Origin of the sequence: Roseiarcus fermentans (assembly GCF_003315135.1) — a bacterium.
In the GTDB taxonomy this organism is placed as follows: domain Bacteria; phylum Pseudomonadota; class Alphaproteobacteria; order Rhizobiales; family Beijerinckiaceae; genus Roseiarcus; species Roseiarcus fermentans.
Window position 1 is genome coordinate 1 of record NZ_QNRK01000037.1, and the last position, 11,792, is coordinate 11,792.

The 11,792-nt window shown below is 62.3% G+C and carries 12 protein-coding genes, 1 tRNA gene and 1 pseudogene; 3 read left to right on the forward strand and 11 right to left on the reverse strand.

The genetic code is table 11. The features are described 5' to 3' along the window. Positions 1-324 precede the first annotated feature (324 nt). Both DFR50_RS24965 and DFR50_RS24970 read left to right on the forward strand, forming a co-directional pair. Positions 325-1,044 carry an SDR family oxidoreductase gene (locus tag DFR50_RS24965; RefSeq protein WP_113891989.1) on the forward strand — a complete coding sequence of 240 codons (720 nt, stop codon included), beginning with the start codon at positions 325-327 and terminating at the stop codon, positions 1,042-1,044. Positions 1,045-1,143: 99 nt separating this feature from the next. Next, positions 1,144-1,845: an SDR family NAD(P)-dependent oxidoreductase gene (locus tag DFR50_RS24970; protein ID WP_113891990.1), complete on the forward strand. Its 702-nt coding sequence runs from the start codon at positions 1,144-1,146 to the stop codon at positions 1,843-1,845. Positions 1,846-1,957: 112 nt separating this feature from the next. Here the strand turns inward: DFR50_RS24970 and DFR50_RS24975 are convergent, their stop codons facing one another. The 11 genes and pseudogenes from DFR50_RS24975 to DFR50_RS25020 all read right to left on the reverse strand — a co-directional run bounded on the left by DFR50_RS24975 (position 1,958) and on the right by DFR50_RS25020 (position 10,025). Continuing rightward, entirely contained in the window at positions 1,958-2,551 is a 594-nt protein-coding gene (locus DFR50_RS24975; protein ID WP_113891991.1) for a TetR/AcrR family transcriptional regulator, read from the reverse strand. A gap of 83 nt (positions 2,552-2,634) precedes the next feature. Next, a pseudogene (locus DFR50_RS24980) lies at positions 2,635-3,073 on the reverse strand (SDR family NAD(P)-dependent oxidoreductase). Between the two features lie 264 nt (positions 3,074-3,337). Beyond that, positions 3,338-3,622, reverse strand: coding sequence for a hypothetical protein (locus tag DFR50_RS31665; protein WP_147262910.1), 285 nt, complete (start codon positions 3,620-3,622; stop codon positions 3,338-3,340). Between the two features lie 171 nt (positions 3,623-3,793). Next, positions 3,794-4,342 carry an AAA family ATPase gene (locus tag DFR50_RS24990; protein ID WP_113891993.1) on the reverse strand — a complete coding sequence of 183 codons (549 nt, stop codon included), beginning with the start codon at positions 4,340-4,342 and terminating at the stop codon, positions 3,794-3,796. After that, positions 4,339-4,644: a hypothetical protein gene (locus tag DFR50_RS31670; RefSeq protein WP_147262911.1), complete on the reverse strand. Its 306-nt coding sequence runs from the start codon at positions 4,642-4,644 to the stop codon at positions 4,339-4,341. Before DFR50_RS31670 ends, DFR50_RS24990 begins: the two co-directional genes overlap by 4 nt. Positions 4,645-4,782: 138 nt before the next feature. Beyond that, positions 4,783-6,117, reverse strand: a complete 1,335-nt coding sequence (locus DFR50_RS31680) for a hypothetical protein (RefSeq protein WP_147262913.1) — start codon at positions 6,115-6,117, stop codon at positions 4,783-4,785. Next, entirely contained in the window at positions 6,114-7,142 is a 1,029-nt protein-coding gene (locus tag DFR50_RS25000; protein WP_113891995.1) for a radical SAM family protein, read from the reverse strand. The genes DFR50_RS31680 and DFR50_RS25000 overlap by 4 nt, the downstream gene beginning before the upstream one ends. Next, positions 7,142-7,750: a DUF4186 family protein gene (locus DFR50_RS25005; RefSeq protein WP_113891996.1), complete on the reverse strand. Its 609-nt coding sequence runs from the start codon at positions 7,748-7,750 to the stop codon at positions 7,142-7,144. The genes DFR50_RS25000 and DFR50_RS25005 overlap by 1 nt, the downstream gene beginning before the upstream one ends. 7 nt (positions 7,751-7,757) lie before the next feature. Continuing rightward, positions 7,758-9,206 (reverse strand): helix-turn-helix domain-containing protein, encoded by a 1,449-nt coding sequence (locus DFR50_RS25010; protein ID WP_245428122.1) that lies wholly within the window; start codon positions 9,204-9,206, stop codon positions 7,758-7,760. Then, positions 9,203-9,640, reverse strand: a complete 438-nt coding sequence (locus DFR50_RS25015) for a DUF6932 family protein (RefSeq protein WP_113891997.1) — start codon at positions 9,638-9,640, stop codon at positions 9,203-9,205. Before DFR50_RS25015 ends, DFR50_RS25010 begins: the two co-directional genes overlap by 4 nt. A 310-nt stretch (positions 9,641-9,950) precedes the next feature. Beyond that, positions 9,951-10,025: transfer RNA gene (locus DFR50_RS25020), tRNA-Gly, on the reverse strand. Positions 10,026-10,223: 198 nt separating this feature from the next. On the opposite strand from DFR50_RS25020, the gene DFR50_RS25025 reads away from it, so the two are divergent. Continuing rightward, positions 10,224-11,768 (forward strand): MdtA/MuxA family multidrug efflux RND transporter periplasmic adaptor subunit, encoded by a 1,545-nt coding sequence (locus DFR50_RS25025; RefSeq protein ID WP_113891998.1) that lies wholly within the window; start codon positions 10,224-10,226, stop codon positions 11,766-11,768. Positions 11,769-11,792 lie beyond the last annotated feature (24 nt).

Genomic DNA, 11,792 nt, shown 5'->3' on the forward strand with positions numbered 1-11,792 from the left:
TTTGGCAGGTCGTGGACGAGCCCGTCGTCAACAAGCACATCCCCGACCTCGAAACGCTCGAGGCCATCGTCTCGCAACGATGCGCCCAACTCGCCGACGACCGACAAACCCTCAAGGGGAGAGCCGGCTTCCACTGGTGGCCACCCATCGCCAACGCGAGCTGATCACCCGGAAATGGTATAACCCATTCGCTCGAAACATCGCCGCGGCGAGCAAGGCCCCTCCCCGACGTCCTTTTTGATCAGTGGGCGTCTTGAGACCCTCATGGGCCTGTAGCCCGTCGTCGATTGCTTTCCGCAAGCCAAGAACAAGGATTCACCGATCATGGTTCAGCGCACATTTCTTGTGACCGGCGCCACTAAGGGTATTGGTCTTGCGGTCTCAAAACGCCTGGCCGCGGCCGGACACCAGGTTGTCGGCGTCGCTCGCGAGCCGCTTCCATCGTTTCCTGGGACCCTCGTGTCGGTCGACCTCAGCGATGACAGAGCCTCAGCTGAAGCCTTCGTCGAGCTTGCCCAACGGCACTCGTTTGATGGCGTCGTCAACAATGCCGGAGTCGGGAAGCTGCAGCCCCTGGGCGAGGTCGATCTGGCTGTCGTCGACCAACTCATGCGCTTCAACTTGCATCCGTCCATCAACGCTGTCCAAGCGATCCTCCCAACGCTGCGGCGGAAGGGATGGGGGCGCATCGTCAACATCACCAGCGTGGTGACCCTTGGCATGGTGAACCGAACGGCCTATGCGGCCAGCAAGGCGGCGCTTGGAAGCTTCACCCGAACATGGGCGCTGGAGCTCGCGGAGACGGGCATCACAGTCAACTCGGTGGCGCCGGGACCCGTCGAGACAGAGTTGTTCCGCCGCAACACGCCTGCCGGCAGCGAGGCGGAGCGCATCTTTCTCGCAAATATCCCCATGCGACGTCTGGCGCATCCGGACGAGATCGCGGCCGCGGTCGCTTTCATGCTGTCTGAAGACGCCAGCTATATTACCGGGCAGACGCTGTTCGTCGACGGCGGCGGCTCCATCGGAAAAGCCGCGACGTGAGGTGGGATCGCGCGGTTCAGCGGAGCGTTCGCCGTCTCCTCGATCGCGAGCGAGCCCACCAAGCGGTCTACTCCAATTCAAATCAACAGTGAGAACTCCATGGCCGACTTTCCCTACCGCTGCGCCCTGATCCTCGGAGCCGGGCCCGGCATTAGCGCTTCGCTCGCGCGGCGCTTGACCAAGATCGGTTTGCAAGTCGGCCTCGCCGCTCGCGATGTCGAAAAGCTCAAGCCGCTCGCGCGGGAAACCGCCGCAGCCGTCTTTGCCGTCGACGCCTCCCAGCCGGAGGACGTGGCGAAGCTGTTCCTCGACATGGAACACCAGGTCGCGGAGCCCGACGTGGTGATTTACAACGCGAGCTCACGCGTCGCCGGCCCGCTCTCGAATGTCGATCCTGTCGCGGTCGAGAAAGCGATTGCGATCACCGCGTTCGGCGCGTTTTTGGCAGCGCAGCAGGCCGCGAAGCGGATGGAGCCAAAAGGGCATGGCGCGATCTTCTTTACCGGCGCCAGCGCCGGCATGAAGGGGTTCGCCCAGTCGGCGGCTTTTGCGATGGGAAAGTTCGGACTGCGCGGGCTCGCTCAGAGCGCCGCAAGAGAGCTCGGCCCGAAGGGAATACACGTCGCGCACTTCAACATCGACGGAAGCGTCCGCTCATCGCGCCGGCCGGACCCAAGCGATCACCCTGACAGCACGCTCGATCCCGATGCGATCGCCCAAGCCTACATCGACGTCCTCGCGCAGCCGAGAAACGCCTGGTCGCACGAAATCGATCTTCGGCCGTGGACCGAACGATTCTAGGCATAGGCATTGTCGTGCTGTGCAGCACCTGGATCGGTATGATCTGGAGCGAGCGCGCCCCAGCGACCTTTCTGCTCGATTGTCAGCCGGCGGCCGCCCTGGGGGCTTGGCATTATCCGCTCGAACGTTCGGCGTCAGGCCATGCCGGCAGCGCGAGCGCGACTGTTCGACGCAGCTCTTTGCGGGTGGCCCCAGATTGGGCTTCGACAGCCAAGCCCCAGGCAGTCACCATGACCAAACGCGCAAGGGCGTCAGCGTCCATTCCGGCGGGCAAGCCGCCTCCGCGCGCCTCGGCAAACCGATCACGGAACCGCATCCGTGTTTGCTCGCGGAGTTCAGCCAGCCATGCCCGCAGGGGATCGCCCGCCGCACACGGAAGCGAGCTGTTCATGGCGAGGCATCCCGGGGCATGACGTGGGTCCGTAAGGACGACGGCATAGCCGTTGAGAAAATGCGTCGCAACGGCTCGCGGGGTTGGCTTCCGCAGAGCCGCCTCAGCAAGTTTACTTTGTTCGGCGAAGTACCGTTCAATGACCTTTCTGAACAGCCCTTCCTTGTTACCGAAAGCGAAGTAGAAACTCGGCGGAGAGATCCCGATCGCTGTCGTCAGATCGCTAAGCGACGTGCCCTCATAGCCATTCCGCCAGAAGAGGTCCGTCGCCTTCTCGATCGCGTCGTCAAGTTCAAATTCGCGAGGACGACCCATTGTTGTCAAAGCCCATATTCTATACCGATCGCTATATAACCTGAAGCGTAGCCTGACACAATTCAGTTATGCGCGTCAGCGACCTAACGCCGCCGTCCCTTGACGTTCGCGATCGAGGTCGTGAGGACGACAGCGCCTCCATGGTCAATCAGCGGCGCGAGCTTCTGCACCGCGAAAAACGGTCCCTTCGCGTTCAGGTTGAACATCTCGTCGAATGTCGCCTGGGTCGTGTGCTCGAGAGGGCGAAAAGGCCGAGCCGGCATTGACGAAGAGCAGGTCGAAGCTGCCGAACTCGGCCTTCACCCGAGAGGCGAGGGCGTCGATGTCCGTCAACGAGCGCGCGTCGCTCGAAACCACGCCCCCGCCGTTCCCAAGCTCCCTCTGCGCCGAGTCCAGTCCGGCTTGCGAGCGACCCGTCACCAGAACGCGCGCGCTCCCATCGAGGAGCATCTTCGCCGTCGCGAGCCCGATGCCGCTCGTGCCGCCGATGATCGCTGCCCGCTTCGCTTCGTATCGTTCCATCCGTGCTCTCCGCGCGACCCGAGGGTCGCCTAGGACGGGATCGTTGACATTCTATAGCACACGCTCACTAAATTCTAGAGTGCACGCTATATTACGCTATCGCTTCGGCCGGGGACGGGGCCGTCGCTGAGTCCCGATCATGCGCGAACGCACGCAACTCGAAGGAATAAATAATGGCAGATATCACCTAGAAATGTTCCCCAGTGCGGGATTGACCGTTACGTATTTTCTCACCTCGGCAAGTATAAAGAAAGCGGTGGACTTCTACTCACGTGTTCGGGCGGCAAAGTCGGCAAGACCGGCAATCCGCACGGGGTGCAGCTCGCGAACAGGTGGATCATCATCAATGTCGGCGAGGGGCCGACAGACGACCAGCCGGCCGTATACTTCGCGGGTGACCAGGTGCTTGAGGCGATATTGGAGCGTACGCGGCGGGACAGGCGTTGTCAGGGCGCGAAGAATCTCTGGCGCCGACACCACCCCGTTTGGGTTGCGCCGCACCGCATCTTCGATCGCTGCCAGTGCTTCTTCGGGGATTTGGTTCGCCAAAGCCGCCTTTCCTGCTTGCGGATGCTAGGCGCAAGAATGACCCATGTAGGCGCTATAATCAAGGCTACGCGAAAGTATGGGCTCTAGGCGAAATAACACTTTGCGTTTAAGACGCTGAACGCGCAATCGGCATCCGAAGCCGCCAAGCACGTCAGCCTTAATCTATAGAACTTAAATACTGGCCTTCTGCCAGCGCCGGGCGATTCCGAGGCAGTCGGCAACAACCCGATCGAACGGTTGGGTGGCGTCAATTATAGCATGGGCGCGTTGTGGCAGGGCGTCTTGCAACTCATCCTCCACTCGATGGCCAGACGCGCGCTCAAAGTCCTGGGCGTCGGCTCTCGTCTGGATGCGGGCGTTACGCGTGCTCTGAGGGGCGCCGAGAAACAGCAGGCGTGCCTCCGAAGGCACACTCACCGTGGCAAGTATATCGAATATAGCTATATGCCGAATGCCGTCGACAATGAAGTCATCGCCAGGCTGGAAACCTGCGGCCTCCAGGACATCACGGCAGAAGGCGGTGGAATCCTCTTCCACCCGTTGCTGGCCAAGGTCCTGCAACGCCTTGCGATCGGTTGGGTCACCGCCTATTCGGGCGATCTCCTTCCGCAAATAGTCACCGAATCCGGTGCTGCGCCAACCAAGCGCTTCGGCAACAGCGGCGCTGACCGACGATTTTCCGCTACCGATTTGGCCTGAGAAACAGAGCAATAAGTTCATGACAGATCGAACGCTAATTGCCGGGATCCCACCGACACCCAGCCTCGGCGATCGCGCTTACCGCAATTCACCGGTCCGATGGAGGTGGGCTCATCCAATTCGATAAGAGACGCGTACAACGCGTCAGCCCCAGAGGACCAGAATTCGTTGTCGCCGCGGATCCCCGCACCGAATCGATGGCGTATCCGGTCGAGCGGCTCGATGGCGAGATCGTAGCACCAAATCCGTCGCGCGAACGCTAGACCGCAGATCGGCCCCGCCACCTGCTTTAAGGGGATGATGTCGCCATCATATTTCGCCATACGGCGCGCAGCGATTGCGCCTAAAGCGGGACTCGATCGTCTTTTCACCCGACAGCACCATGGACAGGAACGGCTCAGCGAATATTGCGAGATGAATCCCAACTCGGCTGGAGGGTCGAGTCGCATTCGAGAGATAGGTCAGCCAGACATGGTCGCCGTCGACCTGCTCCAGTAGTTCGTCGAACTCGACCTCCAAGGCACGCTCCGTTCCATCTTCAATGAGGGCGTATTGCCCTCTTCCTGCGCCTCGATCGCTGCCAGCGCGCGCAGTTCAGCCGCGACTCGCTCCAGTGCCTCAAGCTCCCCGATTGTGCCCCAGAGGCCGGGCTGGATGCCATAGCCCATTCCTTCGCTAGAGCACGAAATCGCGGCCTCTAACACAAGCTGTGGATTATCGGTCCGAAAGATTCTATTTCCCGAGGTCCAGACGTTGGCCGCCCGGCGACGAGGATCGCGTCGGCTTACTGTTGGCAGGATATCGCCGACAATGAGCGACGCGAGACTGGCCTCGAGAGGGCCGGCCCTACCAGTGCCGGCGATGAATAACCTCATGCGGCCGATGCAGACCTCGGTCCAGTCGCGGCGACGGGATGAATAGACAAGTTGCGGTGCTGTGGTAGGGGGAAATTTCCGGAATATAACCAAGTCGCCGCGACGCCACTGAGGCGGCGGGTGGAGTCCGACAGCGGCCAAAGCGTTGCGTTCAAAAAAGGGGGTTTCGTACCGGATAGCCAGCGGCGAATGTTCAATGATTTTAAGTCCGAGCCGCCGCCCGAATGCGATGACTCCTCGTCTGTCGGCTTCCGCTGTAGGGCGCGCACCATCCGGGGGCAGATTAATCAGCACGACACCTCCGGGCCGACACGCCCCTGCAGCTGCAGCTAACATCGGGCGGATGAAGTCGATGTACCAGGGCGGATCGAGGAACACGGCGTCAGCGCTTTCGCGCGGGAGGCCGCCACTGCAAAACGCGATTGACAGGGGTGATCCCGTAGCCTGATTAAGAGCAAAGACGCGATCGGTGACGCAGTTGTTTTCGGCGAGGAATGCCAAGCGTCGACCGATAGGCAGCGTGAGTGCCTCGATGGCGAGACCTGGCGTACCGAAAAGCAACAGATCGCCACCGGACGGCGTCAGATCAACTGCGCGATCGAGCAGCGAGCGTGCCGCGTCGGGCGTGAAGCGCCATTCGTAGTCGAGAGGGTGCGGGAGCGGCAGCAAGGAACGGCCTTCGACTGCCGCAACGCCTTGGGAACCGGCTTGGCGGCGGATCGACGCCATCACGGCCCAATCCAGTCTTTCGCTTTCCACTAAGCGATTGAGGGAAGCCAGTAGTTCGGTCGGATAGACGCCTGGAAGTCGATGCAGTAGCGTCGGAAAGCCGGTCGCGCCGTCCCCAATCGCGGCCTGGGTCCAACGGTCGACCTGTACCTCGAAGGCGGCTTGCGATAGGGAATGACGCGACGCGATCATGCTTGCCTCGATCTGAGCGGCACATCACAAATTTGCTTCGCGCGCGTCTCGGGATCGAACCGGCGTTCAAGCTCGCTCATCCATGCAGCGATCGCCTCCTCCTGTATGACAAGGCTCCGCTCACGTGCGTCGTCACGAGCCAGACGCTGTTCGACCGGCGTGAACACCTCGATACGAAGAGGAATGACGCGAAGTGGATAGTTCGGATCGATGGACTGAAGTCTATCCATCAGGTCCGCAACGCCTTGTGCAACCCCGTCGTCGTGTGGAGACGTCAACGTCACGTAGCCGTACAGGTCGAGACCCAGATCCATTACGCGCCGCAGAATCTCGAACTGACGATCGTAATCCTGGGACGCCGCGCGCGTATTGAAGGCGAAAGAACGGGAGTCAAAGCCCTTGACGCAACAGACGCGGCCGTAGTTGCGATAGCGACGCAGCCGCTCAAGATCGGCGGCCGACAGCTCGTCGAACATGTAGGTCGTGCTGAGGTTATCGTCGGTCCAGAGATAGGTTGATTCTGCGAGGCCCGCATTGGTGAGCGCTCGCATCATCCAAGGCGTCCACTCGGGCACTAGGTCAGGTGATCCTCCAGAGAGGTCGATAATCCGGGGGGCGTCTGGGATCTGGCGGTAGAGATCAACCAGTTCGGCTGCCGTGAACCACTCCGCGTGATCGTGATCGGCCTTGAGCAATTCCTCTGGCACGAAGCAGTACCAACAGCGCCACGCGCAAGCGGCGTTCTGAAAAACCAGCGCGGTCATTAGGACCGGGACTTGCTCGATCCCGAGCGCGTGACAAGCCGGGGCGATCGGCAGCGGGTTGGCCGGCCAGCCTTTCGCCGTGGCCAAACGAAAGTGGCGAACGCGCCCATAACCATTGCAGTTCGCTGGAAGAGTGAGGTCGACCTCTTGGCCCGATCCAGCAAGGCGCGAGATCAGGACGCGGCCGCTTTCAACATCGATGGCCCGTGCGCGGAGCTGAGCGGCGAATCGTTGCGTTTCGATGGGCTTGATGGTGCTCATCAGGGATATGATCCCCCGTGCTGAGCAGGCTGGCCGTGGGGCCGACGTGGCACCTTGATCGGCTCGTCGGAGAGATCAGGCAACTTCTCATCGATGAAGAAGTCGACAAGCGTTGCGCAGTAGTCGAATTCCTCCGGCGTCAACGGGCGTCCCTTGGGGATGTCATGCCAATACTCGAGACAGGTCCGGCAGCAGGTCGCCGTCGCGTGCTGAGCGTAATAGATCACGTTGCCCGCAAGCGGTGTCTGCCGACCGTCCCGCGTCGGCTCCGCTACCGCGAGGTACTTGTACAGACGATCATGGGCGGCGGCCTTGATCGCAATACGCCCTTTACGTTGGGCGTGGCGCATCGCCGTTTCATCAACGGGGCGATGAAAAAAGTGGTGGCGTATCATCTCGTGCTGGAGTGCTTGGAATGTGTGCGTCGTATCACCCTTGTCCCGCCGGTGGATGCGATGCCAGTCCACGAGATCCGCCCCGCAGGCACGACATTTCCCGCGCTCGTCCGGTGCCATCTTTTTCAGTTGCTTGAAGCAGTGCAAGTCATGCTCGCAGTCGGTCGATGTGCATTTGATGTCAAGCGGTGGCGGCTTTTTGAATACAGACATTGAAACCTCAATGCAGTGCCCGATCGAGCAATTGCCGATCGAGTTCGTTATCGATGTCGTACGGAAAGCGCTCCACGAAGACGTCGCGGGCGATCTTCCAGGGATCGCTGTCATCTGCCTGCAGGTTTGCCGCTGCGCCCCACCAGTTCACGCCCTGCCACGAGAGCCGGAAGGCGAGGTAGTTGGCCAGCCCGCCCACACTCACCCCATTCTTTTCTGCGATCGACGGAACGACGCTTTTCAGCCGCTCCACTGACTTGCGTGCGGCCTGAACACAGGCCTGCGCCAACGCCTCTGCCTCACCGTTGAGCACGACATCGCCGGCGAATTGGCTGGCGGCAATTTCCTCGTCTGAGTTACGTCGTTCGGAGGACGTCTCATCCGCCTCAATCACTTCCAGCGTGTCGGCCTCCGGCTGCTGACCGGCGTGAAAGAGTTCGTGCAGAAGATCGAACAGCCAGCGGGCTTCGTGCTTCGACGTCTGTTTCAGCACGACGGCGTTGCGACCAGCGTAGCGCCAGCAGGCGCCATGAAAGGTGCCGCGGTCGCGAAGCGGTAGAACGACGACACCTAGATCCCAAGCCGTATGAAGCGCGCTCTTGAGATCGATGGTCTTGTAGGTCTCCTGAATACGGCGATGCATGACCGCCGGGTCCGTGGGGATTTCGGTCTTGGGCAGCGATCGCGCGCCCTTGAGCACGACGACGGCAAGATAGTTCGCATAGGCAGCATAAAGGCCGGTCGTTGCCTGCGCGCGATTGGCAGGCATCTTGAATCGTGCTTCGGCCGCGGCGAAGCGCGGCGCGACTAGTGCCTGTGCGCCGAACATATTATCGCGCGTCCAACCGAAAACGCGTTCGAGGACCGCGCCGGCCTTGGAGGTCAAGGCATAGTCGCCGTCCTCGCTGGGAATCTCGCCGCTGGCGCGTGCGGCGTCTGCCGATGGCAACAGCCGCGACAATAGAAAGTCGCGATCAAGCCCAACCTGACGCAGTTTGCTGACGAGCCCACCAAAATTGGCGGGCGCCACCGGCAGAAGGATGTCGTTCTTGATGCGTACGCGAAGGGCGCTGGCGATCTCTCGCAGGCGTTGATAGCTGGCGGATGCATAGCGCTCAGCCTCGTAGCGCTGGATTTGTTGCTCCTTGAGCCCAAGTCGATCGGCGAGAGCCTTTTGACTGAGTCCGCTTGCGATCCTCGCCCGGATGAGGCCGTCGGCCAGTTCGTCGAACGAGTCGATAGAGATCATAGAGAGGTCGGCGGACTTCAGACGGTCATATTCGGCAAGCTCAGCTTCTAGGTCGGCGAGTTGGCTTTCCATGGCCTCGCGCTCCGCCTGAAGCAGGCGCGGATGCACATCTGGCCGCACGGTGGCGTTGGCGAGTTCGCTGATAGCCTTACGAAACCGATCGGCTTCACTCCGGGTGATCCTGTACTGCCGTTCGTTGGTAATCATGGCAGGCTCCCCAGGTCGATATTGACGATTCCCTTGGGCACGCCGTTGCGGTCCTTCATGAAGAAGTCACGGTAAAGGACGCCAGGGGCCGCGAAAGAAGACGCCGGAAAGAGTTCGCCCAGATATTTCGATTTCATAGCCGCTCGGCCGTTAGTGAAATCGAGCAGCACCGGGTCGAGACGATAGGGGTCGACCCCCGCTGTGTCCCACGCTCCGTCATAATCCTCCGGAAGGTCCTTTTGTGAAACGAAGCTTCCGTCGAGCAACATTGATCGGCAGCCCGCAGCAGCCAGATTTTGCAATGCGGCAAGAAGACCCCCGACGAGACGGGTGCGATGGCCGTTGCTGCTAAACCGCGGTGCCACCTCACCCCAGGGTGCGTCATGCACTCCAGGGGGAAGATAGCCAGTCAATGGATCAACGTCGGGAAGCATGACACAACAATATCGTTGTGTCGCTGGTTCGTCAAGAGCTCCCGATCGACGCAAGTCGCGCATCTGCCTGGGCCTTGCCATGTCGGCATGCCGTTTCATCGGCGCGTCGGAATTGCTCGGTTTCGTGGCGGAAGCGTATCGGCGGCTGGGGCGCATCAGCATCGCGGGCATTGGACCGGAAGGTGCGTCGAGACTCGGCGGGGAGGCGGCGGCCCGTCGTCGTGGACACCATGTGGACACCACGCCAGAAACGACGAAGGCCGCCTTGCGGCGGCCCTCTCGTTAAAGTCTGATTTCCTTTAATAAATTTTGGAGCGGGCGAAGGGATTCGAACCCTCGACCCCAACCTTGGCAAGGTTGTGCTCTACCCCTGAGCTACACCCGCATCCGTGCGCCGGCTCGCCGACGCCGGGCGCTTATGACCCAGCCGGGCCCCGATTGCAACACCTTGTTTTCGCCGCCATGACCAGAATAGTGCATGCCCGTGGAAACCCGTTGCGGCGACGGGACACGCGGGGTTGATTTGACAGCGTCACCCGCGCGCCGCATGCGGACCCGAGCACGAGCGCACGAATGACACCTCATGAATGAAGCGTTCAAACCCGAGGTCGCCGAGCGCGTCGCGCCGGCGCCTCCGGGTCCCGAGATCCCCGCCCCCGCGCCCGAGCCGAAAGCGCCGCCGCGGCGGCGCAGGCTTCTCGTCCGGATCGCGCTCGTCGTCGTGCTCGCGGCGGTCGCCGTTTTTGCCTGGCAGAGGTTCGACAGGCACGAGACCGCGCCGAAGGAGGGCGTCGCCGAGTCCGGCCGCGCCGGACCGCCGCCGCAGACGGTTCGGGTCGCGCCGGTCGCGACCGGCGACATGCCGATCACCCTCGACGCGCTCGGAACCGTGACTCCGTTCGAGACCGTGACGATCCGGACCCAGATCGCCGGCACGCTGATGAATCTGGGTTTCACCGAAGGGCAGACCGTCAAGAAAGGCGACTTCCTCGCCCAGATCGACCCGAGGCCCTATCAGGCGGCGCTCGCCCAGGCGCAAGGCCAGCTCGCCAAGGACCAGGCGCTGCTCGCCCAGGCGGAGAACAATCTCGATCGGTATGAGGCGCTGATTAAGCAGGATTCGATCTCCAAGCAGCAGGTCACCGACCAGGAGGCGCTGGTCCAGCAGGACAAGGCGGCGATCCAGAGCGATCAGGCGGCGGTGCAGACGGCTCAGATCAACCTCAACTACGCCCATATCGTCTCCCCCATCGACGGCCGGGTCGGGCTCCGCCTCGTCGACCCTGGCAACTATCTGCAGCCGTCCGACTCGACCGGCATCGTCGTCGTCACCCAGCTCGATCCGATCAGCGTCGTCTTCGCGACCGCGGAGGACAACCTGCCGCGCATCGCCGCCCGGCTCGCGTCCGGCGCGACCCTCCCGGTCACCGCGTTCAACCGCGCCAATGTGGACAAACTGGCCGAGGGAACGCTGACCGCCTACGACAGCCAGGTCGACATCACCACTGGCACGATCAAGATGCGCGCGACCTTCGCCAATCCGAACGGCGTCCTGTTTCCGCAGCAGTTCGTCAACGTACGGCTTCTGGTCGACACGCTGAAGGGCGTCGTCCTCGCCCCCAACGCCGCGGTCCAGATTGGCCCGTCGGGCGATTACGTCTATCTCCTGAACGCCGACGGGACGGTGACGAAGCGCGACATCGTCGCCGGTCCTTCGAACGCCACGTCGACCACGATCACGTCCGGCCTCGCCGCAGGCGACAGGATCGTGATCGACGGCGTCGACCGGCTCAGGGACGGCGCCAAGGTGACGGTGGTCGGCGCTCCGGGGGAAGCTGCGCCCGGCGGCGGCGCGGAAGCCTGCGCGGCGAAACTGTCGCCCGAGGCGAAGGCGATCTACGCCGCAGCCAGCGCCGGATTCGCGGCGGCGGACGATCCCCGCGCCTTCGTCAAGGGCAAGGTTCAGGATCTCGTCAAAGCGGGAACGGTCCAGAAGGACAGCGCACGCCCGAGCGCAATGGCAGCGCGCGCGTGCCTGGATCAGCTGTCCGCAGCCGGCGCGCCCCCGCCGGCCGGCGGGCGCCCTGCTGGCGGGGCGCAGCCCGCCGCCCAGGGCGCGGCGAAGTGAGCGCCGCCGCGGGAGCAAGCCGCC